The organism is Phyllobacterium trifolii (genome assembly GCF_014192095.1).
GTDB classification, from domain to species: domain Bacteria; phylum Pseudomonadota; class Alphaproteobacteria; order Rhizobiales; family Rhizobiaceae; genus Phyllobacterium; species Phyllobacterium trifolii.
On record NZ_JACHXN010000004.1, the window covers coordinates 24,501 to 46,096 of the forward strand.

General features: G+C 55.9%; 21 protein-coding genes. 8 read left to right on the forward strand and 13 right to left on the reverse strand.

What is annotated here, in order from left to right:
* Positions 1–10: 10 nt before the first annotated feature.
* Genes srlE through FHS21_RS07190 form a run of 3 tightly spaced genes read right to left on the reverse strand, consistent with a single transcriptional unit; the run spans position 11 to position 2,290 of the window.
* The gene (gene srlE, locus FHS21_RS07180; protein ID WP_112531725.1) at positions 11–1,036 is read right to left on the reverse strand and encodes a PTS glucitol/sorbitol transporter subunit IIB; all 1,026 of its coding nucleotides are present in this window, start codon (positions 1,034–1,036) and stop codon (positions 11–13) included.
* A 20-nt stretch (positions 1,037–1,056) separates the two neighbouring features.
* Positions 1,057–1,815 (reverse strand): PTS glucitol/sorbitol transporter subunit IIC, encoded by a 759-nt coding sequence (gene srlA / locus FHS21_RS07185; RefSeq protein WP_112531724.1) that lies wholly within the window; start codon positions 1,813–1,815, stop codon positions 1,057–1,059.
* A gap of 40 nt (positions 1,816–1,855) precedes the next feature.
* Complete coding sequence (locus tag FHS21_RS07190) at positions 1,856–2,290, reverse strand: transcriptional regulator GutM (protein ID WP_112531723.1); 435 nt, start codon at positions 2,288–2,290, stop codon at positions 1,856–1,858.
* A 170-nt stretch (positions 2,291–2,460) separates the two neighbouring features.
* Between FHS21_RS07190 and FHS21_RS07195 the strand changes: the two genes are divergently transcribed.
* The gene (locus FHS21_RS07195) at positions 2,461–3,099 is read left to right on the forward strand and encodes a hypothetical protein (RefSeq protein ID WP_112531722.1); all 639 of its coding nucleotides are present in this window, start codon (positions 2,461–2,463) and stop codon (positions 3,097–3,099) included.
* Here the strand turns inward: FHS21_RS07195 and FHS21_RS07200 are convergent.
* The 5 genes from FHS21_RS07200 to FHS21_RS07220 form a co-directional block, all read right to left on the reverse strand.
* Positions 3,080–4,405, reverse strand: coding sequence for an acetoin dehydrogenase dihydrolipoyllysine-residue acetyltransferase subunit (locus tag FHS21_RS07200; RefSeq protein WP_112531721.1), 1,326 nt, complete (start codon positions 4,403–4,405; stop codon positions 3,080–3,082). The genes FHS21_RS07195 and FHS21_RS07200 overlap by 20 nt on opposite strands.
* Positions 4,406–4,408: 3 nt before the next feature.
* Positions 4,409–5,407, reverse strand: coding sequence for an alpha-ketoacid dehydrogenase subunit beta (locus FHS21_RS07205; protein ID WP_112531720.1), 999 nt, complete (start codon positions 5,405–5,407; stop codon positions 4,409–4,411).
* Positions 5,407–6,444, reverse strand: a complete 1,038-nt coding sequence (locus FHS21_RS07210; RefSeq protein WP_112531719.1) for a thiamine pyrophosphate-dependent dehydrogenase E1 component subunit alpha — start codon at positions 6,442–6,444, stop codon at positions 5,407–5,409. Before FHS21_RS07210 ends, FHS21_RS07205 begins: the two co-directional genes overlap by 1 nt.
* Before the next feature lie 40 nt (positions 6,445–6,484).
* Positions 6,485–7,804 carry an NAD(P)H-dependent oxidoreductase gene (locus FHS21_RS07215; RefSeq protein ID WP_183661542.1) on the reverse strand — a complete coding sequence of 440 codons (1,320 nt, stop codon included), beginning with the start codon at positions 7,802–7,804 and terminating at the stop codon, positions 6,485–6,487.
* 147 nt (positions 7,805–7,951) lie between these two features.
* Positions 7,952–8,245, reverse strand: a complete 294-nt coding sequence (locus FHS21_RS07220; RefSeq protein ID WP_112530732.1) for a hypothetical protein — start codon at positions 8,243–8,245, stop codon at positions 7,952–7,954.
* A 188-nt stretch (positions 8,246–8,433) separates the two neighbouring features.
* On the opposite strand from FHS21_RS07220, the gene FHS21_RS07225 reads away from it, so the two are divergent.
* Positions 8,434–9,123: an SIMPL domain-containing protein gene (locus tag FHS21_RS07225; protein WP_376772079.1), complete on the forward strand. Its 690-nt coding sequence runs from the start codon at positions 8,434–8,436 to the stop codon at positions 9,121–9,123.
* Between the two features lie 66 nt (positions 9,124–9,189).
* Here FHS21_RS07225 and FHS21_RS07230 read toward each other — a convergent pair whose 3' ends face one another.
* Both FHS21_RS07230 and FHS21_RS07235 read right to left on the reverse strand, forming a co-directional pair.
* On the reverse strand, positions 9,190–9,531 hold the full coding sequence (locus FHS21_RS07230) for an antifreeze protein (RefSeq protein ID WP_162701956.1): 342 nt from the start codon (positions 9,529–9,531) through the stop codon (positions 9,190–9,192).
* Positions 9,532–9,673: 142 nt separating this feature from the next.
* Entirely contained in the window at positions 9,674–10,129 is a 456-nt protein-coding gene (locus FHS21_RS07235; RefSeq protein WP_112530765.1) for a YcgN family cysteine cluster protein, read from the reverse strand.
* A gap of 217 nt (positions 10,130–10,346) precedes the next feature.
* Here FHS21_RS07235 and FHS21_RS07240 point away from each other — a divergent pair, with 217 nt between their 5' ends.
* The gene (locus FHS21_RS07240; RefSeq protein WP_246410911.1) at positions 10,347–12,392 is read left to right on the forward strand and encodes an OmpA family protein; all 2,046 of its coding nucleotides are present in this window, start codon (positions 10,347–10,349) and stop codon (positions 12,390–12,392) included.
* Between the two features lie 122 nt (positions 12,393–12,514).
* A complete protein-coding gene (locus tag FHS21_RS07245; RefSeq protein ID WP_112530730.1) occupies positions 12,515–13,039 on the forward strand; it encodes a TIGR00645 family protein in 525 nt (174 codons plus the stop codon).
* A gap of 66 nt (positions 13,040–13,105) precedes the next feature.
* Here FHS21_RS07245 and rpoD read toward each other — a convergent pair whose 3' ends face one another.
* Positions 13,106–15,133, reverse strand: coding sequence for an RNA polymerase sigma factor RpoD (rpoD, locus tag FHS21_RS07250; RefSeq protein WP_112530729.1), 2,028 nt, complete (start codon positions 15,131–15,133; stop codon positions 13,106–13,108).
* A gap of 314 nt (positions 15,134–15,447) precedes the next feature.
* Complete coding sequence (gene dnaG, locus FHS21_RS07255) at positions 15,448–17,406, reverse strand: DNA primase (protein ID WP_112530728.1); 1,959 nt, start codon at positions 17,404–17,406, stop codon at positions 15,448–15,450.
* Between the two features lie 364 nt (positions 17,407–17,770).
* Here dnaG and FHS21_RS07260 point away from each other — a divergent pair, with 364 nt between their 5' ends.
* Positions 17,771–19,441, forward strand: a complete 1,671-nt coding sequence (locus FHS21_RS07260; RefSeq protein ID WP_112530727.1) for a Na/Pi cotransporter family protein — start codon at positions 17,771–17,773, stop codon at positions 19,439–19,441.
* A gap of 74 nt (positions 19,442–19,515) precedes the next feature.
* Here the strand turns inward: FHS21_RS07260 and FHS21_RS07265 are convergent, their stop codons facing one another.
* Positions 19,516–19,722, reverse strand: a complete 207-nt coding sequence (locus FHS21_RS07265; RefSeq protein ID WP_505483633.1) for a YMGG-like glycine zipper-containing protein — start codon at positions 19,720–19,722, stop codon at positions 19,516–19,518.
* Positions 19,723–19,767: 45 nt separating this feature from the next.
* Here FHS21_RS07265 and FHS21_RS07270 point away from each other — a divergent pair, with 45 nt between their 5' ends.
* From FHS21_RS07270 to FHS21_RS07280, 3 genes are all read left to right on the forward strand, one after another.
* Positions 19,768–20,250 (forward strand): GNAT family N-acetyltransferase, encoded by a 483-nt coding sequence (locus tag FHS21_RS07270; RefSeq protein ID WP_246410912.1) that lies wholly within the window; start codon positions 19,768–19,770, stop codon positions 20,248–20,250.
* Between the two features lie 4 nt (positions 20,251–20,254).
* A complete protein-coding gene (locus FHS21_RS07275; RefSeq protein WP_112530725.1) occupies positions 20,255–20,803 on the forward strand; it encodes a DUF1003 domain-containing protein in 549 nt (182 codons plus the stop codon).
* A 355-nt stretch (positions 20,804–21,158) separates the two neighbouring features.
* The gene (locus FHS21_RS07280; protein WP_112530724.1) at positions 21,159–21,572 is read left to right on the forward strand and encodes a cupin domain-containing protein; all 414 of its coding nucleotides are present in this window, start codon (positions 21,159–21,161) and stop codon (positions 21,570–21,572) included.
* Positions 21,573–21,596 lie beyond the last annotated feature (24 nt).

Here is a 21,596-nt window from a genome sequence, read left to right on the forward strand (position 1 = left end):
CTTATTGAACTCAAAATACGATCAGGCTGACGACCCAGGCGATAACGACAGATACAGGCCCCATGATCTGGCGACTGATCAGAACCGCCGGCACACCGATTTCGATCGTCTTGGGCTTGGCTTCACCGAGCGCCAGACCAACCGGGACAAAGTCACAACCTACCTGCGTATTATAGGCGAACAGTGCAGGCAGAGCCATTGCCGGTGAAATCGTGCCGTTGGCAATCTGCGGTCCGATAATCGCCACACCGATAACCTGAGCGATAACCGCGCCCGGTCCCAAAATCGGCGACAGGAAAGGCAGGCCGCAGATGGCTGAAAGGATCAGCAACCCGACGATATTGTTGGCAAGCGGTCCCATTGGTTGCGCCAGCACATCGCCAATCCCGGTGTAAAGGATGAAGCCGATGAGCATGGTCACAAACGCCATGAACGGCAGAACGTTGCGCACGACCTGATCGATGGTACGGCGACCGGCATTGAAGAAAATGCCGACCACGCGGCCCATGGCTCGCCCGATGGTGCTGATAAAGCCTATCAACCCACCCTCGCCTGCGTCCGACGCTGCAGACCGGCTTGCCATGGATGCGGCAAGTTCTGCGGGCGTGGGCGGCGAGTCCTGGGACGATCTTGCTCCTGCAACTGCTGCCGGTTGTGATCCATCGGCAAGTTCGATATTGGCCTCTTTTACGCCTGAAACGTAGATATCTTCCGTAATGAACTGCGCCAGGGGCCCTGCTTGGCCGACCGGCGTCAGATTGACGGTCGGAATACGTTTGCGTGGATAAACACCGCAGCGGGCCGTACCGCCGCAGTCGACGACAACTACGCCCATCTCTCCTTCAACCGGGGGCGCCTTGAAACCATCAACCGCCTCTCCGCCCGTGAGTTCTGCAATGCGGCGCGCGACAGGATGAATGCCGCCACCGGTGACGGACACGACCTTGTTACGCTCAGGCGTCAGCTGAATGACAAGCGGGCCGCCCCAACCATTACTGCCTCTGGAAATTTTTACTGCCTTATAGGTCTTTGACATTTTACTTCTCCCGCCCCGACTTAAAGTTCAATGCCCTGACGGCGTGCCATGATGGCGGTAATGCGCTCGGTCAGCATGCCCTTGAGCAGGATGACAACCAGACCAACGAGCGCGTACCAGATGGCGACGTTGATGTGATAGCCGACGGGAACCGCGCCTTTTTTCTCAAGTTCGAGAAGCGCGACGAGAATACCGCCCCAAACGAAATATTCGCCCGGGTTAATGTGCGGGAACAGACCAAGCGGCGGATGCACATAGGATACGGCTGCATCGTAGAATGCCGGCTTGTGCTTTTCTTCGAGGAACGAACCGAACGTATAAGCCATCGGGTTTGTAAGGAAGAACACGGAGAGCACGGGCAAGACGGTGTAGCGCGTCAGTGCAATACGACCCGCACCCCGGGCGATGCCATGCACGCGTTCTTCGCCGACAAGCTCCGTCAAAGCGTAGAATGCGGTCATCAGCACGACAAGCGTCGGGATGATGCCTGTGACAAATCCGGCGAAGACCTCGCCGCCCTTCTGGAAGATACCGATGAAGTATTTACCGATGTGGGTCAGCCAGCCGAGCTGCTCCTCCTGCTGGACATTCTTCAGCTTGTCCTTGAATTCCTCGACAGTGATATCACCCGTCGATTGCGCAAGCACGACAAGATCGTTGCCCGCATGCGTGATAGCTTGCTTGCCGTGGAGCGCCGCATCCGAGACCATCGATCCCGCCACCGAAATATGGTGCGCGGCGATGTCGGCATGTTGCGCCAGCATTGTTAAAATTGACATGTTCCCTCCTCCTTATCGACCGTTTTCCAAACGGCCGTCCCTATGCGTTGACTGGCTTGATCCCGATTAGACCGGGCCGTTTCGGCTCTGCCCTGGCCTTGTCTATCTGTTCGATTGCACGCTCCGCCGCCTTGGCGATATTCGGCTCTCCTAGACCTGTAATCACAGGATCGGTGCGCAATGCGTTCAGCGAGATACCCTCAAACTCCTCGCGCCGCTTGAATTTCGCAAAAACCGATCTGCCGCTCATCACGAGAAAACGTTGAACCACGAGGTCCGGCGTAACGAGAATGAGAACGATCACGCCCTTGCCAAAACGGCCGCGAACATTGCCCGCGCCAACAAAACCATCATTGTATTTGGAAGTGATGCCCTTCATCACATCGCTGTAGTGGCGCATCTGGTACCAGACGCCCAGTGATTGCAGCGCCCACAAAATCCCTAGGGCCAGCAATCCCCATTGCCACATTGCCATGTCTTCAACCTCCCAACGCCCGACCGCAAACATATGCTATGATCGAACGAAAAAATATAGAACATTTGTTTTTTGTAATGTCAATATGTATGATTTCGGTTCTGTTAAAACTTGGCTTGTGCTGCATCACAGCGTATGACGTGATACAATGAATTTAAAGGTGAGAAGGCATGGATTTTCTGTTCAGAGACGAATTGGTCCATATGCCGGATTTACGGCACCGGCTTCGCCAACTGCGTTGGTTTCGCATGGCTTTTCGCAAGAATGCCGCGTTGATTGCGGAACACTACGGTTATCAATTTGCCATCGATGAAACCAGACTGACGAAGGCTTTTCTCAACTGGGTCGAGACGGTTGAACAACAAAAGTCCTATGCGCAGATTGATCGCAAGGATTTCATCATTTTTGCTGCGGGCCTTGTGCTCAAAGAGCTTATCACCATAGGACCGGCAACAGTCCGAAGCTATCCCAAGCAGAGCAATTCGCAGCTGACAGAAATGCAGGAGATTATCGCGTTTTGGCCTGAAGGGTTCCTCTATACCAATTACTGTGTCGGCGCGATCGCGGCAATCTGCGAACAGGAATTCGGCATCGCTCCGAAGATCGACGCATGCGCTGACGATCTGCGCACATGGTGGTCGTACCGCGAGAACGTCCGCGAGATTCCAGATCAAGCGATCGCCTTTCTCGACAAGTTCCTTGGCACTGAGCCCAACTGGATCATGCCCAATCTGGCTTCGGCTCGCAGTGCCATTCAGCGCGCGCTCGTTTCGCCGAAACCAAGTAACGCTACGCTACCGAACGGCTGACTTCGGCCAGTATCCGCATGATCTTTTCACGCTGTTCGAGCTGCGGCATGTGTCCGGTCCCGGCAAAGAGATGCACAGCGATCTCACCCGGCAACCCGGTGGCGTGTGTCGCCGGGATAACCCGATCAGCTGCTCCGAAAATCACACGGACCGGAATGGTCAGGTTGGCAAGGGTCTGCCTGACATCGATGACCTGCGTTCCGTCAGCGAAAAAACGGTCGGCAACGAGCTGCTGAGCGTCGCGCAAAGCCACATTCTGCGATTGAGCCAGCGTTGCGCTGACAAATGGCTTGGTCAAAAGACTTTCATCCTGAACCAGCTGCTTCATCCACGCGACGAGGCTCGGCTCCGTACGGGCCCGGACGAACCCCGACAGAAATGCACCATTGATTTCAGCTCCAAGTCCGGCCGATGCCATCAGGACCAGCGCACGAATGTCGAGATGGCTTCGGGCAGCCACTTCGGTTGCGACCGCGCCGCCAAACGAGTGCGCCACCAGGATGATTGGTCCGGAGTGATAGGCAGCAACGGTTTGTTCAACTAATTCGGCAATCGCATGCAGATCATCCGGGATGGTGTGCGGCGAAGCGCCATGACCGGGCAGATCGATGGCAAGGATCGGATTATCCAGTGTGCCACCCCCCAGCATCGGCCTCCAGCTGTTGAGATCGGAGCCGAACCCATGAATCAGGACAAGCGGCGCCAACGCCGAATTTTTGCCTTCACGCAGCCATGCCGCGTGAAGCGGAGCACCGGCTTGAATGGCAGGTTCGCGAACCTGTACAACTGGCTTCGCAACGGCCGCACCCTGCGCAACGCCATTTTCGACATCCTTCTTCTGGATGCGTCCCTTCGGTCCAGACCCTGAAACCGACGTCAGATCAATGCCGGCTTCCTTGGCAACCCGCCGGGCAAGCGGTGTTGCACGAACTCCGTCAGCTTTGTCAGCGGTCGTTGCCGTCGTTGCAGGCGCGGTTTCTTTTGATACAGCCGCAGGCTTTGCCTCTGGCGCAACAACTGCCGGTGCATCTGCAGTGTTTGTTGGTGCCGCAGCCGCGTAGGTCTCACCTTCGGCAAAGATCCACGCTACGGCCTGGCCCACAGGAACTGTCGTCCCCTCCACCGCCGTGACATTGCGCAGAATGCCCGACGACGGTGCATCCACTTCCATCGCTGCCTTGTCAGTCTCGATTTCGAACAGCACTTGCCCTTTGGTGACAGCATCGCCATCCTTGGCGTACCAGCGCGAAATCTGGCCGCTTTCCATATCCATATCGACCTTGGGCAGGATCACCTCGACGGGCATGGCTTAACGTATCCCTTTAACGAGATCGCGAGCGCTCTTCAGAATACCGGGCACTTGCGGCACCGTCGCCTTCTCGAGCTCCGGATTATAGGGAATAGGCGTTTCCGCACCACCCAGACGAACGATCGGCGCATCGAGATAATCGAAGGCTTCGCTTTCGGCGATCATCGCGCTGACTTCTGCTCCAATGCCGAGCGTCTTCACGCCTTCATAGACGCACATCAGCTTCGATGTCTTTTTGACGCTGGCGATGATGGTTTCCTTGTCCATCGGACGTACGGTGCGCAAATCGACGACCTCGACATTGATGCCTTCTTTCTCGAGCTCACGCGCCGCTTCCAGCGCCTTGTGCACCATGATGGCCGAAGCAACGATGGTCAGGTCAGTTCCCTCGCGTACGACAGCAGCCTTGCCGATCGGCACGGTATAATGCCCCTCCGGGACGTGACCCTTCATCTTGTAGAGCAGCTTGTGCTCGAAAATCATGACGGGATCCGGGTCTTCGATGGCCGCGAGCAACATGCCCTTGGCATCATACGGCGTTGACGGCTGGATAACCTTCAGGCCAGGTACGTGACCAAACCACGCTTCAAGGCTTTGGCTGTGTTGCGCCGCCGCCCCTGTACCGGAGCCGGCGGGAAAGCGCATCACCAGAGGCACCGAGACAGCGCCGCCGAGCATATAGCGAATCTTGGCCGCCTGATTGACAATCTGTTCCATCGCCAGCGCGGCGAAATCCGAAAACTGGAACTCGAAGATCGGCCGCATTCCGGTCAAGGCCGCACCAACGGCAACGCCCGCACCGCCAAGCTCGGAGATGGGCGTATCCATCACCCGATCTTCACCGAAACGATGCACGAGGTCACCCGTCACCTGAAAAGCGCCGCCGTAGACGCCGATATCCTCGCCCATCAGAAACACGCGGTCATCGGCCTCCATGGCAATGGCCATGGCTTCCTGGATTGCCTGCGAATAGCTCAGCTCGCGGATTATCTCGTCCATTAAATTTCAACCGTGTAAACGTCGCGTGTCAGATTATCGAGCGTAGGTGATGGACTGTTCCTGGCGAATTCGATGGCCTCGGCAATCTCCGCCTCGGCGCTTGTCCGGATCGCGTCGATGTCGGCGTCGTTGACGAAACCGAATTCCTTGAGCTGATCTTCGAACAGTTGGATCGGATCGCGATTGCTGATCCAGTCTTCGATCTCTTCTTTTGTCCGGTAGCGGTTGCGGTCGCTCTTCGAATGACCACGATGACGATAGGTCTTGCACTCGATGAGGGTCGGCCCCTCACCCCGGCGCGCCCGTTCTACCGCATCGTGCGAGGCTTCGGCGACATCGGAGAGATTGTTGCCATCGACGACAACGCCCGGCATGTTGTAGGCGACCGCGCGATCAGCAACATTGGCAACAGCCGTTGAACGTTTGGTCGATGTGGACATGCCATAGCCATTGTTCTCACAGACGAAAACCACCGGCAGCTTCCAGATTGAAGCCATGTTGAGCGCTTCGTGAAATGCGCCCTCATTGTTGGCGCCGTCGCCGAAATAGGAGATGACGACCTTGCCGTTCTTCTGCTTCTTTGCGGACAGAGCGGCGCCTACGGCAATAGGGATACCGCCACCGACGATGCCATTCGCACCGAGATTGCCCTTGGAGACGTCGGCGATATGCATGGAGCCGCCACGGCCCTTGCAGTATCCGGTTTCCTTGCCGAAAAACTCGGCGAACATTTTCGAAACTTCCGCGCCCTTGGCGATGCAATGACCATGACCGCGATGCGTCGAGGTGATCATGTCATCTTCGGCGAGCGGCATGGAAATGCCGACGGCACTCGCTTCCTGACCGATGGACAGGTGCATGGTGCCGTGGATAAGACCGCGCGTATAGGACTCCTCAGCGCCCTCTTCGAAGCGGCGTATCAGATACATCTTGCGCAGTGCTTCCTTCAGCTGCTCCGGCGGATAATGCCGAAACGCGAAGGGAAGGTTGCTACCATCGTCATGGCGCTTGGCGCTTGAATTTCTGGCGGCTGCCATATCGGCACTCCCTGTCTGATTTTAGAGGCGCTTTCGAGGCTTACGCCCCATAAACCAGTTTGTCCTGGCGGGCGCGCAGTTCAACGATCTTGGAGCCTTGCGCGGGGGCGGCGTTGGCGCTGGTGATGAGCTCGCCCTTCCTGATGGCTTTCGTGACGCTGCCGCCCTGCAACAGGCCGCAGGGGATGGCACCGGCGACGCGCGCTTCGCCCGCCGCCATGATCCACGCGCGGTAGCAATATTCGCCAATCGCATCGAGCCTGTCGCCGGGTTTCAAATCCTTCTTGGCCACGGCGCAGACCTCGGCAACCGGTTTGGCCAGCGGCACCATGTCGGCCTTGCCGTAAAGCACGACGCGGGCGCAAGTCAGCGGCACTTCGAGCGAAGTCAGGTGATAGGGCCGGTGGAAGGTGAAATACGGACCCTTGCCCATCTTCAGGTCTTCCATGCGCTCCGATATGCGCGGATGCGACATGTCGGCAACGACGAACACGCCCGGGGCCACACCCTTGCCGATCGAATAGTCGACGACACCAACCCTTGAGAGCACACCGCCGTCCTTTTCCGGCACGAGCACCTTCGACAGCTGGTCGAGCGTTGCCGCTGGGCCATGCATGCCCGGCTTGTCGGGCACGAGCCCGGTGGCATTGGCGATCGCCGCCATCTCCACCATGGTCTTCGAGCCATCGACGAATTCGACCAGCATGCGCACATTCATGTGGCGGCGCCTGGCTTCTTCCTCGTAATCGTCGGGTATCGCATCGATGTTGAGCGGGTTGTTCTTGCCCTTGCCCGCGGCAACGATCGGATGGCCCATGGCCGAGACGAATTCGATCAGCTCCATGCACGAGGAAGGCTCGTCGCCGGCCCCCAGCGAATAAGTGACGCCGAGCCGGTCGGCCTCGCTCTTGAGGTACGCGCCGATGGTCACATCCGCCTCGACATTCATCATGACGAGATGCTTGCCGTGTTCCATTGCTTTCAAGCCGATCTCGGCCCCGACCGCCGGCACCCCGGTCGCATCGATGACCACATCGATCAGGTCATTCTCAAGGATCAGATCGGCATCATTGGTGACGGCGATCTTGCCGGCTTCCATCGCCGCGGTAAGCGCCGACGCATTCGACACCTCGCGCGAATGGCCTTCTTCCTGATAGGCGATGTCGACGGCCTTGATCGCGTTGGGCAAATTGAGTTCGGAAATCGCCCCGATCTCGATGCCGGGCATATGCGCCACACGCGTGACGATATCGGTGCCCATCTCGCCCGAACCGATCAGCCCGATGCGGATCGGAGGGCCCGTATCCGCCCGCGCCTGCATATCCCGCGCCAATCCCGTCAATGCAACATTCGTAGCCATCAATGCCTCCCTGTGCCGGCCTCTGATGGGGACTTCGAGGCTGGTCAATCAAGACATCGAATATTGAACATTTGTATTTTAGTCAAGACCTATGTGCAGAATGAGAACAGGAATACCGCAGGCGGATTCGACCCTCGCGGGCGCCGGTCACTCGAAGCGGTGCCCTTCCCGTTCCGGATCGCGTGCAATCTCCGCCTCCTCATCATCGTCGGGCAAGGCCTCGTCGCTTTCCTGGTATGGATTATCGTCATCTTCCTCCGAAAGTCCTGCATCTTCCGGGTCCACCTGCCGTTCACCCAGAATGGCAAGCTCATCGTCGGCTTGCATCTCCGCTTCGCCGGTTCCGATATCGTCTAAGTCCGGCGTTTCGATGGGCATATTCGATGCCGGTTCCCGGGGCTCAATACGTTCAGGACTGTTTTTGGGTTCTCTACCAGACATGTCATGCTCCTTTAGTTGCAAAGGAAACGCCTCAGAAACTGTTTGGATGCATAAAATGCATAGGTCTTCGAATGTTTTGCCTTTTGCCCTAATCCACCCATAATCACCTGCGACGCAGCAGCTCCATCTTATTCGGGGAGATATCCATGACATCGAAATTTCTGAGCCTGGCTTTTGCGACAACCGCAATGATGGCAGTGCCGTTCGCCGCATTGGCCGACGAAACACCGCGTCCACGCATTGTCGTTACTGGCGAGGGCCAAGCAGCATCAGCGCCGGACATGGCCATTATTTCATTGGTGGTGCTGCAGGAGAAGCCTACCGCGCGCGAAGCGCTGACGGCTAACAATGAAGCCATGGCCAAGGTACTCGACGCAATGAAGAAGGCAGGCATCGCCGAACGCGACCTGCAGACGTCAGGCTTCAATATCGAGCCTCGTTATGTCTACCCGGACAACAAGGATAATACACAACCGCCGGAAGCGCCGAAGATTGTTGGCTACGCTGTTTCCAACTCATTGACTGTACGCGTACGTGATCTGAAGAAGGTTGGCGACATTCTCGATCAGTCCGTGACGCTTGGCGTCAATCAGGGCGGCAACCTCACCTTCACCAATGACAAACCCGAGGCAATTGTAGAAGAAGCTCGAAAGAACGCCGTTGCAAACGCATTGGCCAAGGCGAAGACCCTGACGGAAGCTGCAGGTGTTGGTCTCGGCAAAGTGCTCGAGATCAGCGAGCAGTCATACAGCCCTCGCCCGATGCCGATGGGCCAAGCCAAGATGATGGCGGCCGCACCCGCGGATTCAGTTCCTGTGGCTGCGGGCGAAAACACCTACAATGTGAATGTCAACGTCACGTTCGAATTGAAGAATTGACCTGATCAATTCTTGGAAATGAAAAAGGGTGCCAGTCGGCACCCTTTTTGCTTATTGGCAAATACCTTACCGAATGATCGGGCAGCCTGGTGCACGGGCGAATACAACGGCAGTGCGTAGACCCCGCTTCCATCCAGTTACACGAACAACGTTGCGATTAACAACTACCCGTGGGTTGCGGATCCCCATGCGGCTTGCCTTGCTGGCAGCCTGACCCGGAGTGCAAACGCGATATGGGCGATGGCCATAGCGATATTGGACATCGACGAGTGGCGCGGAAGTTGTGCCATGCTGGACCCCGATCGGTGAGGCAAAGGCTGGTGCCGCGAACGATGTGTTTGCGCCGAGGATGGCACCGATGCTGATTGCAGCACCGACTGCAAGCAACTTGAGTGAAAGACTAGCCATATGAGCGTTCTCCTGTTTGATTGTCCGGGAATTGGGGAAGTGTTTTCAGACATTCTGAAAACCGGACAGGCGCCCTTTGTTCCACAGACGATCTGAACAAATCCTCAACGCCTCATTCACACAGCGTTCACTTGGAAATCGCTCAGGATGGCAATTTTTCCCGCATCATATGATCAAAATAATCTTCGTCCTCTTTCATTTCGTGATCGAACGCGGTGATCTTGCCACGCACCGAGATCCCGGCTTCATGGACTGTTTCGGGGTTCCCTGAAACAAGCGGATGCCACCAATAAAGATCCTTCCCCTCATCGATCAGACGGTAACCACACGTCTCCGGCAACCAATCGACTGTCCGGACGATCTCCGGTGTCAGGAATACGCAATCCGGCACCTTCTTCTTGCGATGTATATAGTCTGAACACTGGCACGTACCGGCATCCAGCAAGGTGCAAGCCACTGTTGTGAAATAGATTTCTTCTGTATCCTCGTCTTCCAGCTTATGCAGGCAGCAGCGTCCGCAGCCATCGCACAGGCTCTCCCATTGCGAGCGGTTCAGCTCGTCCAGAGTCTTCGTTTTCCAGAACGGTTCTTGAGGCATGCGGCTCAAATACATCCCGGACGCCGCCGCGTCCACGTTTTAAACATGAACGCGGGATGAACAGCGTCTTCACTTGAGATACAGGCTGCCCCTGCAATCCTTCATTCATTGCTAATCGGGATCGCACCGGACAAACGGTTGCCACAAACGGGAACAAGGTTGCGATCACAAACATTTGACGTGTTTCAACGACAAGAAACGCGAGACAGGGATGAACATGAAACGGACAGCACTCTTTTTTGCATCGACGGCGATTCTCTTTTCCTCACCGGCGGCAATGGCTGAACAAGCCCCGATTAACCGGCCCTTCATCTACTCAAACAGCAATGTACCCTCGCTAATGCTGGCACAGGCGGAAGAGACCGCGCCTCAGGCGGGAGAACCTGTCGAGGAGCTGAAAAAACACAAGGGCGGCGACCACCAGGCAGAAGAAGCAAAGAAACGTGCCGCTGATGAAACAGAAGCCGCAGCGAAGGAACAGCGGAAGGCTGAAGAGCAGGCGAAACATCAGGCCGATCAAGCCGCCAAGGCTGCCGAAAAGGAAAATGAACAGAAGGCCGAAGAGGCAAAGCGCGCTGCAAATGCGGAAGCTGACAAAGCCGCGAAACAACAAAACGCGATAGAAGAAGAAGCCAAACAGAAAGCCGCTGAAGAAGCCAAGTCTGCAAAAGCTGCCGAAAAGGAAGCGGCGCAGCAGGCCGAAAAAGCAAGAAAGGCTACCGAAGCAGAATCCGACAAAGCTGCCAAACAGCAAAAAGCTGTAGAAGAGGACGCGCGAAAGAAGGCAGCGGCAGAGTCCGATGCCGCAAAGGCGGCCGAGAAGCAAACAGCCAAGGAGGCGGAAAAGGTCAAGAAAACGACCGAGCAGGAAGCGGACAAGGCTGCTGAAGCGCAAAAAGCCGCCGAGGAAGAAGCTCGCAAGAAGACCGATAGTGCTCAGAAAGCGGCGGACAAGCAAACCGACAAGGCTGCCGAAGAAGCGAAGAAGGCAACTGATAAGGCTGCCAAGGAAACGCCGGCAGCTCCTGCACCCGATTCGCCCGCTACCGCTGAACAGCCTTCTCAGGCGGCGCCTGCAGAGCCGACCACCAAGGAAGCCAAGCCTGTCGATCCAGCTACCGGCAAAGCTGCGCAGCAGGAAGCTTCACCGTTACCGGAAAACGCTGCTCCAGCACTCGATAGCGCAAAACGGGCACCCGCGGGCGAGACTCCCGATAAACCCAAGCAAGGGCAAACAGCCGAAACACCGGCGGATCAAAAACCCGTTGCCGGGCAGCCTGCCGTCGCAGCGGCCCCGCCGAAGAATGATGCGGATGTTCAACAGGAGCTTGCTCCCGTCAAGATCGATTCCGTCCTCACCGAAAAAGGTACCCGCACCAAGGACCGCAGGCCTGATGAGCGTCCAGGAGATGTACAGGTAGTCAAGAAATTTGGAGACCGGACGGTCGTCAATATCGACAATAACGTCTATGTCGAGAGCTCCGACCGGCCACGTATGTCGCGCGACTCGAAGGACATTTATTACGAAGACTTGCCTCGTAACCGTACGAGAGAGATCATCGTTCGCGACAATGGCGTGCAGATTGTCACGATCCGCAATCGCTATGGCGATGTGATCCGACGCTCTCGCGTCATGCCGGACGGCCACGAGGTGGTGTTGACATATACGCCCGACTACGACCGCGAGGAGCGTCAGGAATGGCGTGATCCAGGTGATGACCTGCCGCCGCTCGCACTGAACATTCCCGTTCGCGAGTATATCTTGGACGCGGAAGAGGCACCTCAGGAAGAGGTGTACGATTTTTTCGAGCAGCCGCCTGTGGAACGGGTCGAACGCATCTATTCGATCGACGAGGTCAAGCGCTCGGCACGCATCCGCGACAAGGTTCGCCGCGTCGATCTCGATACAATCACCTTCCAGTTCGGCTCTGCGGATGTCGGCGAAGACCAGATCAGCCACATTGAAAGCGTTGCAAAGGCCATGGCACAAATCCTCAAGAAGAACCCGGCCGAGACTTTCCTGATCGAGGGTCACACCGACGCAGTCGGGTCCGACCAGGCAAACCTTGTCCTTTCGGACAGGCGGGCGGAATCCGTGGCCCAGGCTCTGACGAATGTCTTCGATATTCCGCCGGAAAACATGGCTACTCAGGGCTATGGTGAGCAATATCTCAAGATCAAAGCCGACGGCCCGGAACAAGAAAACCGCCGCGTCGCCATTCGCCGCATTACACCGCTGGTTGCCCCGGTAGCCAGCAACTGACACCGGCCCTCCAACGAAAAACCCGGACTTTGATCCGGGTTTTTTATGTTAGTTGCTTGAGTTAAGCTCCGTCCTGCCTATTTGTTGAGCTGAGCCCGATTGTTCAACCGGACCCTTATTTTATGAAACGTCTTGAAATCTTCGTCGAAAACATCATCCTCGCTTCGCGCTGGCTCCTGGTCGTCTTCTACCTTGGCCTTGCCGCAGCGCTTGCAATCTACGCTTTTTCTTTCGCCGGCAAGCTGGTGGACTTCGTATCCAAAGTCACCACCCTCAATGAAACCGATACTATCCTCAAAATGCTCAGCCTGATCGATGCAGCGCTGGTCGCCAGCCTCGTCGTCATGGTCATCATTTCAGGCTATGAGAATTTCGTCAGTCGCTTCGATCAAGCCGATGAAGTTCACTGGCTTGGAACAATCGATGCGGGATCGCTTAAGATCAAGGTCGCATCGACCATTGTCGCCATATCGTCGATCCATTTGCTGCAGGTCTTTCTGAATCTGACCCAGTTCAGTACCGAACAGCTGACATGGTTCACCGTGATCCACCTCGCCTTCGTGTTCTCGGCGCTGTTTCTCGCCTATATCGACAAGCTGATGGTGAAGGACAAGGGCGACAAGAAGGCCGAAGAGCCATCGCTCTGAACGAACTGCATAACAAAAAGCCCGGCACTTGGCCGGGCTTTTTATTTACAATCACACTTCAGAATATCAGCTGTCGAGGAACGAACGCAGCTTTCTGGAGCGGCTCGGATGCTTCAGCTTGCGCAGTGCCTTGGCTTCGATCTGACGAATACGCTCGCGGGTCACCGAGAACTGCTGGCCAACTTCTTCCAGCGTGTGATCGGTGTTCATGCCGATGCCGAAACGCATGCGCAGCACGCGTTCTTCACGCGGTGTCAATGAAGCCAGTACCCGCGTTGTCGTATCGCGCAAATTGGCCTGAATGGCAGCGTCGATTGGCAGAAGCGCATTCTTGTCCTCGATAAAATCGCCGAGATGCGAATCTTCCTCGTCGCCAACCGGCGTTTCGAGCGAGATCGGTTCCTTGGCGATCTTCAGCACCTTGCGCACTTTCTCAAGCGGCATGGCGAGCTTTTCAGCCAGCTCCTCAGGTGTCGGTTCACGGCCGATTTCATGCAGCATCTGGCGCGATGTCCGAACAATCTTGTTGATCGTCTCGATCATATGCACCGGAATACGGATGGTGCGCGCCTGATCGGCGATCGAACGGGTGATCGCCTGACGAATCCACCAGGTCGCATAGGTCGAGAACTTGTAGCCACGACGGTATTCGAACTTGTCGACCGCCTTCATGAGGCCAATATTGCCCTCCTGGATCAGATCGAGGAACTGCAAACCGCGGTTGGTATATTTCTTGGCAATGGAAATAACGAGACGCAGATTTGCCTCGACCATTTCCTTCTTGGCGAGCGCGGCTTCACGTTCGCCTTTCTGCACCTGATTGACGATGCGGCGGAATTCCGAGATCGAAATGGCGGTTTCCTGCGCCATGTTCTGAATTTCCGTACGCAGGTTCTTGATCGTCTCTTTTTCGTTCTTGGTATATTCTTTCCAGCCGCGCGTCGTCAGATTTGAAACAGCCTTCAACCAGTTCGGATCGAGCTCGTTGCCCTGATATTCCTTGAGGAAGTCCTCGCGACGTACCCCGTAAGATTCGGCCAGACGCAGCAGGCGCCCTTCGTTCTGAACGAGACGCTTGTTAATGTCGTAGAGCTGGGCGACCAGTGCTTCGATACGGTTCTGGTTCAGTGATAGCGACTTGACCGCCTTGATCAGCTGATCCTTGAGTTCCTTGTAGCGGCGCTCCTGGCTCGGCGACAGCGATCCGGAAGCAGCGAGGCGGTTCTCCACCTGCTGATCCTGCAATTTGCGCAGCTTCTTGTAAGTATCGGCAATAACGTCGAGCGTTTCCATGACCTGCGGACGCAGTTCGGCTTCCATCGCGGCAAGCGACAGATTTGCCTCATCATCCTCGTCATCATCTTCTTCGATGGGCGTGTCACCGCCAACATTGGTGATATCGTCATCGTCGCGGCGGCTGCGCATCCGGTCATTGGCCGCAGCAGGCTTTTCCTCCTCGACGCGCTCGATCACCGGAGCCTGTTTGGCTTCGGGACCCGCATAGGTCGTTTCAAGGTCGATGATTTCACGCAGCAGGATCTTCGACTCGTTCAGATCCTCGCGCCAGATAATGATTGCCTGGAAGGTCAGCGGGCTTTCGCAAAGACCCGAGATCATGGTTTCGCGACCAGCCTCGATGCGCTTGGCAATGGCGATTTCGCCTTCGCGCGACAACAGTTCGACCGTGCCCATCTCGCGTAGATACATGCGGACGGGATCGTCGGTGCGATCGGTCGGTTCTTTCTTGGTCGTTGTCGGCGCTACGGCAGTACCAGTCGACTCAGCGAGCTCACGGGCATCGCTTTCCTCGTCGGCGCTGTTGTCTGTTTCTTCAGCGTCCGCGTCCTGCTCGTCATCTTCGACAACGTTGATGCCCATGTCACTCAGCATGGCCATGGTGTCTTCGATCTGTTCGGAAGTGACCTCTTCGGATGGCAGAACTGCATTGAGTTCGTCCATCGTTACATAGCCGCGTTTTTTCGCGAGCTTGATCATCTTCTTGACAGCGTCATCGGAAAGGTCGAGAAGCGGTCCGTCTGGCGCGCCTTCGCGCTCGACTTCTACTTCTTCGTTTTCCTTTGCCTTCGTTGCCATATTCTATATCTCCAAGCGGTGTTCGCTTTGTTCCCCTGACGGGCGCTTTGTTCATGCATGAAAACAACGAGCGCGGCAGCGCACCGGTTCCCCTACACCATCAAGGTATAAATGATCGACTAGCCGAAATCCTGTTAATGGCGGATTAACCTTGTTATTCCGTCACGCTACATATCTGCCGAATTTGCCGGTTTTTTCGCTTTACCCGCAAACATCGACGAAATATCTTTAATTCGCGCACTCTGATTCCGTCATTATTGACCCACGTCAACCCCGACTCAACTGATTCGTGGGAAAAAAGCGAATCAATTCGGTCAAAACCCCTTGCCCGATCGCCCTGACGGTATTCCGAACCCTTCGATCAGCGCTTCAGTTGCCTGCGCATTGCGAATATCGTTCTGAATATCGAGGAGCCGGTTAAGGTTTTCATCGGTGGCTTCGCTCGCCAAGGCGGTTTCAGCTACTTTCAGCTCTTTATGTAGTGTGCTTGCGCGTTGATGCAAGTGAATCGCCTGCTTTAGCGCCTCCAAAGCGTCTTCTTCTGCCGCTTCCGCCGTCGCGGTCCACATGCGCGCACGCCGCGTCAATGCTTCCAGCGCTTCAATCAAGGCGCCATGATTGGTGTCGACCATCGCCTTGCGCATCTCTGTCCCGTTGGCGACATGATGCTCGGCCATCGCGTTGAGCATGGCCGCATGAAAGCGCTTGAGATCCGGATGGCTGAATTCAAGCCGTACCACGGTTTCGAAATCTTCCTCGATCAACCGCGGGTGATTGAACAATGTCATCAGGATAGCGGTCTCGCGTAAGGGAGGCGCTGCCGATGTGGTCTTGACCAAAACGGAACGCGCCAGACTGTCCGAGACTGCAAAACGGCCATTGGCTGCGCCGCCCCTGCCCCGTTGGCCATAACCATTCTGCTGGCCGAAACTGTTCTGGTTATTATTGCGTGGGTTGTTGTTACTGCGCTGGTTCGAACCGAAGAACTGCTGGATACGCTCACGCACATCCTGCGCATAGTGGCGCCGTACGTTTTCATCACCGATCAGCGCCGTCATCTGTTTGAGCCGCGCTTCAAGTTCGGCGCGCCGCTCCGGCGTGTCGAAGACGCCGCTCGCCGTTTCGCGCGTCCACAGCATGTCGGCAAGCGGTCGTGCATCATCGAGTACAGCCTGGAAAGCTTGCGGGCCGGAATTCTTGACCAGATCGTCAGGGTCCTTGCCTTCCGGCAGCACAGCAAAACGCAAGGAGAAGCCGGGCTTCAACACGGGCAGCGCCAAATCGATCGCGCGGTGTGCAGCCTTGATGCCCGCATTGTCGCCATCGAAACAAAGTATGGGCTCCGGCGACATGCGCCAGAGGAGATCGAGCTGATCTTCCGTCAATGCGGTCCCCAGCGGCGCGACGGCCTGGGTGAAACCGGCCTGAGCCAGGGCAATCACATCCATATAACCTTCGACGGCAATGACAGCCTTTGCCGGTTGGCCGGCCTGCGGTTGCGCCGCCTTTCTGGCACGCAAAGCGTTGAAGAGAATTTTGCCCTTGTGGAAGAGTTCGGTCTCGTTGGAATTCATGTATTTCGCGATGGCATTGGGTGCCAGCGCTCTCCCGCCAAATGCGATGATACGACCCCGCAAATCCTCGATCGGAAACATGATGCGATCACGGAAACGATCAAACGACACCGGCTTGTCATCGCCATAGACCACCAGTCCGCAGGCTTCGATCTGCTCCTTGGTGGCATTCTTCGATGCCAGGTGTTCCTTCAGCGCGTTGCGGCTCTCGGGCGCATAACCCAGACGATAGGAATGCTGCGTCGCAGCGCTCAAGCCCCGCTCTCGCAGATAAGCACGGGCCTTGGCTCCGCCAGCCGCCTGCAGCTGCTCCTCGAAGAACTTTGTCGCCATCTCCATGACGTCGTAGAGCGTGGCACGTTTCGCCTCGCGTATTTCCATTTCGGCGTCACGCGCCGGCATCGGTATGCCAGCCATATCGGCAACACGCTGCACGGCCTCGGGGAAACTCAACCCCTCGAGCTCGGTCAAAAAACGGAAATGATCGCCGGTAACGCCGCAGCCGAAACAGTGATAACGGCCCTTGCGATCCTCACAGTGGAAGCTCGGTGATTTTTCGCCATGAAACGGACAGCAGGCCCAGAAGTCACCCTTCGGCGCGTTGGTCTTTTTCCGGTCGAACGAAACGCGCGTCCCGATCACGCTGGAGATCGGTACACGCTCCCTGATCTCATCGAGAAAGGACGGCGGAAATCGCATGCGGCTCTTCGTTCTTCAAAATTGGCGCTTCGGAAGTCAGTTGGTCGGCCTGGAACTCTATCTATCAGGCTTGAACCATATTGCATTAAATAAGAACGCGGCGGAAGTCCGGCAAGCCCGTCATCCCCTGTTCATCGCGTAGAATCGCTTCTCGATGGACTCCGAGCTTTTACAAGCCGGCAAACGATTATTTGGCTGATACAAAACTGTCATAAAATTGTTACAATATGCCAAAAACGACACATTTTTTCTTAGCCGGAACATAATTTTTTCCCTTTTTGATTGATATGTTATCTTAATGAATCGCAACTAAAATCGCGTAGTTGCATTACCGTGTTTTCCGTACTCGACAGGATCATCAAAAGTGAACGGTTCCGCAATTTTGTTGCATCTGGCAGGCGCAGTAGCGCTCTTGCTGTGGGCGACACGCATGGTTCGCACCGGCGTCGAGCGGGCCTATGGCGAGCGCATGCGCCAAAGCTTGCGGGGCGTACTGCACAATCCCGTTCTCGCGGTCCTGTGGGGGCTGATGCTTTCCATCGCTCTGCAAAGCTCGACGGCCGTTAGTCTTCTGGTTGGCTCCTTTGTCGGTTCCGGCTTTGTCAGCGGTATTGCCGGACTCATGGCCGTGAGGGGCGCCGAGGTTGGATCAGCGCTTGTCGTCAAGATCCTGAGCTTCGACCTGACATTGCTGGTACCACTCTGCCTGGTGGCAGGGACCGTTATCTTCATGTCGACCGAACGAAGCAACTGGCGGCAGGTGGGCCGTATCCTCGTCGGCATCGGCCTTCTCGTGCTTTCGCTCGAAATGACCGGCCAGGCAACAGAACCTTTGCGCAACAGTGAATTACTGCCGGTGATCGTCGGATATTTGAATACCGATCCCGTTACCGCATTCCTGATTGCAGCGCTGATGACGTGGCTGTTCCATTCCAGCATCGCCGCCGTGCTGCTGCTGGTGACATTTGCCTCGCGCGGCCTCATCCAGCCGGAACTCGGGATCGTGATGATTTTTGGCGTGAACCTCGGGTCGTCCTTCATCGCACCGCTTTTGACCCGCAATGCTGCCCCGCAGACGCGTATTGTGCCGATGGGCAATCTGCTGATGCGCGGGGCTGGTTCCATCGTTATCCTGATCCTTTATCTGACTTTCAAGCCATCTGTGGCCTTCCTCGGCTCCGCACCGGCCGATCAGGTCATCAATGGCCACATCCTCTTCAACATCATCATCCTGCTTGCTGGCGTTCCCCTCTCCGCGCTTGTCCTTAAGGTTACCAAGGCTGTCGTCGCGCTCAATGTCCCAGTCGAACAACCAAAATCGCTCGATCACGCGGAACTCAGCGCTCTCGACGAAAGCGTGCTCGACACACCAAGCCTTGCGCTGGCCAATGCCACCCGCGAGACCGTGCGCGTTTGTGAGACAGTGGAGATCATGCTGCGCGGGATCATCGGGCTCTACGAGAACCCCGTTCAGGAGCGTATCGACGAATTGTCCGCCCTTGATGACAAGGTCGACCGCAAGCACGCGGCCATCAAACTCTACCTTGCCAAGCTGACGACCAAACCTCTGAGCGACTTTGAAGTCGCACGCGCTCGGGAGCTGCTTGGCGCCTGCGTGAAGCTGGAACAGGTCGGCGACATCATCGTACGCAACATGCTGGCGCTGGTGCAGAAGAAGATGGACCGGAAACTCAAATTCACCGACGAGGGCTGGCTGGAACTCAGCAACTTCCACGCCAAGGTGCTTACCAACGCGCGTATGGCGTTCAATGTTCTCGTCTCACGTGATCGGGAAACGGCCCATCAACTGGTGCTTGAAAAAGACCACTTGCGCGACCTTGAAAAGCAGAGCAGCGAGCGGCACTTCCGCCGCCTTCGTGAAGGCACGATCCGCAGCGTCGAGACGAGCTCGATTCACCTCGACACGATCCGCGATCTGAAACAGGTCAATTCGCTGCTGGCCGCCATGGCGTATCCCGTCCTCGAAGAACAGGGTCTTTTGAACACCACACGTTTGCGCGCTTTGCACAGCTGACCGTTTATGGCGTCGAGCCATCGGCGCTATCCAAAACGAAAAGGCCGTCTCACTTGTGCCAGTGTATTTCGTGTTCAATAGTCGCGATGAATGTGATTGTTGGACCCAATAAAAGCGCCCATGGCGGTACCGATCAGTAGTCCAAGAAGTACATTGCCCATGATTGCTTCGCCAACACCCGCGCCGACTGATAATCCAGCAAGCATTCCAATAATGGTAGACCAGGTTTGTTCTTTCATTTTAGCCTCCGTTTTTATTATCAATGAACGCCGCAAAGTCATTCGAGTTCCAGCGGAGCGCTGAACTAAAAATCAACAAAACGGGAAATGAACGTGATGATTTCGTTAAGATCGATGCGTGCCGATGAATACTCGGCTTATCTGGATTATTTCATTCCTGACTACGCGGCGGAAATAGCAGCCAACTACCACCTTTCACCTGTCGAATCCCGTTTACAGGCCTTGCGGGAGATTGGTGAGGATTTGCCGCAGGGTGTGGAAACGTCGGGCCAGGTGCTGCTGTGTATAATCGACAGCCTTCTAGGTGACGACAGTTTAGTCGGGTATTTCCGGTATCGGCCGGATATCCCGGCACGTTCGATCTACATAAGCGATTTCCATATTTTCGCCGCGCATCAGGGAAAAGGCTACGGCAAGGAGGCCTTGGCCGCTCTGGAATTGGGACTGTCTAAAACGGGGTTCACGCAAATCAAGTTGCGCGTGGCTGAAGACAACAAACGGGCAAAACATGTTTATGATGTTTCTGGATTTCGCGTGACAGGCGTCAATATGAGCAAAGCGATCGGATAAAAGAATGACCAATGTCGAAGAAGTGAAAAAAGGCCTGTGGGATACCGAACGAAAGCTGCTTCACCATCTAAGGGCAATTCGCCGGCGGGATCGCGACATCAAGCCTGCCGATCTCGAAAATCAGCTCACACGCGGACAAAAGATCGCCGACAAAGTTGCCGCAACGATGGGATCCTGGTCATTCATCATCATCCAGACGACAATCCTCTTTTTCTGGATTGTGCTCAACGTCACCGCCTATGTGCGGGAATGGGATCCCTATCCTTTCATACTTCTTAACCTGGCTCTGTCGTTCCAGGCCGCCTACGCCGCGCCGTTCATCATGATGAGCCAGAACCGCCAGCAGGATATCGATCGGAAGGAGGCGGAAAACGACTATCGCATCAATATCAAAGCAGAGCTCGAAATCGAATTGCTACATGAAAAGATCGAACTTCTTCACCAGAAGATCGACCAGATGCGGGAAAAGGAAGTGGTTACCCTCACGGAGGCAGTCGAGGAACTGGCAACCCAGAAGCAACCGCCTGAAGAGGCCGGTGGTACTTCCAAATAAAAAGGACCGCTGCGGGAGGAGGTGCAGCGGTCCTGATTGTAAATGTACCGCGGGAGGAGGTGCAGTACATTCATGTTGGGGTATCTGGGAGGAGAAGAACCCAACATCAATAATTTAGCACCGCACAAAAATCTGGCAACTTACAAAAATGCATAATAGCTATGCAAATTGTCGCATTGACCAGATTGATGCCGACTCACCTGTAAGAACCGCACTACGTCGAATTTCGAATTTTGCGGCGTTAGCCAGCGACTGCCGCGAAAGGCGGCCTTGGGTCAACAGTTTTTGATTTCCGCTGCTGCCAACCCTTTATGCTAGTGTTCAGGCCCGGTCATGAATTCCATGGAGGATAGTGATGGATGCAAAATCGAAACCCACCTGCCGTATTGTCAAACCCCACCACACCTATGGCGGCAAACAGGGGCTCGACTATTTCGAGGGTATCGCGGCGGAGACGGTCGGATCCACAAGCATCTGCATGCATCTTCTGACTATCCCGCCTGGCACGCGCGCCAAGGCGCATCTGCACGAGGCTCACGAAACAGCGATCTATATGCTGTCCGGCGAGGCGCATACCTGGTACGGCGATCGACTGGAGGAGCATGTCGTCGTGCACGCCGGGGAGCTTTTCTACATTCCGGCCGGCGTTCCGCATCTGCCGGCCAATCTCAGCAGTACGCCTTGCACCGCGATCATTGCCCGCAGCGACCCGAACGAGCAGGAAAGCGTTGTACTGCTGCCGGAACTGGATGCATTGGTGCCGGCTTAAGCCAACTGCGTCAAGGTTTTCCGA